Raw genomic sequence first — 2,112 nt, forward strand, 5'->3', positions numbered from 1 at the left:
GCACCGTGGCGTTCGAGGCGTTCAAGAGCGGCGCCTTCACGTTCCGCGAGGAGTTCACCGCCCGGGTCTGGGCCACCGGCTACGACTTTCCCGCCGCCGAGGTCGCCGCCCCCGCCGGTGACCCGCGACAGGGTGCCGTCGCCCTGACCCTTCATCTGCGACAGCACCCGCTCCACCGGGCCGCCGGGGGCGAACTGCACGATGGTGAAGGTGATCAGCATGATCCCGAACAGGGTCGGGATCATCAGGCCGATGCGGCGCAGGATGTAGCCGAGCATGGTCTCAGTCCCGCCCGATCCGCTTGGCCTTGTCGGCGTCGAACCACCAGGTGCCGGGCGCGCCGAGATCGTATTTCGGCGGGTTGGCCGGGCGGCCGTAGACGTCCCACAGGGCGAGGCGGTGGGCGCCGGAATACCACATCGGCACCCAGAGGCGCCGGGCCCGCAGCACCCGGTCGAGGGCTTTGCACGCGGTGGTCAGCGCGGCGCGGGACTTGGCATCCGCGATGGCCGTGAGCAGCGCGTCGATGGCCGGATCGGCCACGCCCGAGAGGTTGTTGGAGCCCGGTGTGGCGGCTGCCTTGGAGCCGTAGAGCTCGCGCAGCTCCGTGCCCGGGGTGACGCCGCCGGCGAAGCGGCGGGACGTGACGTCGAAGTCGAAGTCGTTGACCCGGGCCTGGTACTGCGACGGATCCACGGTGCGATGGCTCGCCTTGATCCCGAGCAGCCCGAGATTGCGGATGAACGGCTGGGTCACCGCCTGGAAGACCGGGTCGTCGTCCAGGAACTCGATGGAAAGGGGCTTGCCCCCCGGCAGCAGGAGGCCGCCGCCCTGGCGGGTGCAGCCGGCCTCGCGCAGCAGCGCGTCGGCCCGCTTGAGCAGCGCCCGGTCCTGGCCGGACCCGTCCGAGACCGGCGGCGTCCAGGCCTCGGCGAACACCTCCGGGGGCAGGTCCTTGATCGGCTCCAGCAGGGCCAGCTCCTCGGCCGAGGGCTTGCCCGTGGCCTTGAGGTCGGAATTCTCGAAGAACGAGGCGGTGCGCGTGTAGGCGCCGTACATCAGGTTGCGGTTCGACCATTCGAAGTCGAAGCACAGGCCGATCGCCTCGCGGATGCGCGGGTCGCGGAACGGCTCGCGGCGGGTGTTGATCCACCAGCCCTGCGTCCCGCTCGGCCGCGCATCCGGCACGGTCTGTCGGATCACCCGCCCCTCGGTGGCGGCGGGAAAGTCGTAGCCGGTGGCCCAGACCCGGGCGGTGAACTCCTCGCGGAACGTGAAGGCGCCGCTCTTGAACGCCTCGAACGCCACGGTGCGATCCCGGAAATACTCGTAGCGGATCGCGTCGAAGTTGTTCTGGCCGGCCGTCACCGCGAGGTCGGCGGCCCAGTAATCCGGCACCCGGTCGAGTCCGATCGAGCGGCCGGGATCGACCGCGCCGACCCGGTAGGCGCCCGAGCCCAGCGGCGCCTCGAGGCTCGCGGCCTCGAAGTCGCGCTTGGCGTAGTAGGACGCGGAAAAAATCGGCAGCTGGACCACGAACAGCGGCAGGTCGCGGGCGCGGCCCTCGGCGAAGGTGATGACGAGCGTCTCGTCGCCCTCGGCCCGGGCGTCGGTCATCGGCCGGATCACCTCGGAGATCGAGGGGTGGCCCTTGTCGCGCAGGAGCCTGAGGCTGAAGGCGGCGTCCTGCGCGGTCAGCCGCGAGCCGTCGTGGAACCGGGCCTGCGGGCGCAGCGCGAACCGGTAGGTCAGTCCGTCGGGGCTCACCGTCACGGCGCGCGCCACCAGCCCATAGACGGCGTCCGGCTCGTCGAGCGCACGGACCATCAGGCTGTCGAAGGTCTGGTCCAGCCCGGCCGCACCGTCGCCGCGCAGCACGTAGATGTTGAGCGTGTTGAAGGTGTTGAGCGACTGGTTGCCGATGGTGCCGGCGAGCTGTGTCGAGAACCGGCCGCCCTTGGGGGCGATCGGGTTCACGTAGTCGAAATGCTCGAAGCCGGGGCCGTATTTCAGCTCGCCGAAGCTCGACAGGCCGTGGCGCTCCTCGCCTTCTGCCCAGGCGGGACGGATCGCGGCGAGCGCGCCGGCGCCGAGGATGAGGCCGCGCCGGCT

The 2,112-nt window shown here is 70.9% G+C and carries 1 protein-coding gene and 1 pseudogene; both read right to left on the bottom strand.

The genetic code is table 11. The annotated features are described in order from the left end of the window. A pseudogene (locus FV228_RS27660) lies at window positions 1–278 on the bottom strand (hypothetical protein); the annotation flags it as partial. 4 nt (window positions 279–282) lie between these two features. Then, a partial coding sequence (locus tag FV228_RS27665) for an extracellular solute-binding protein (protein ID WP_147857432.1) occupies window positions 283–2,112 on the bottom strand: 1,830 nt, incomplete at its 5' end.

Origin of the sequence: Methylobacterium sp. WL18 (assembly GCF_008040015.1) — a bacterium.
Lineage (GTDB): Bacteria > Pseudomonadota > Alphaproteobacteria > Rhizobiales > Beijerinckiaceae > Methylobacterium > Methylobacterium mesophilicum.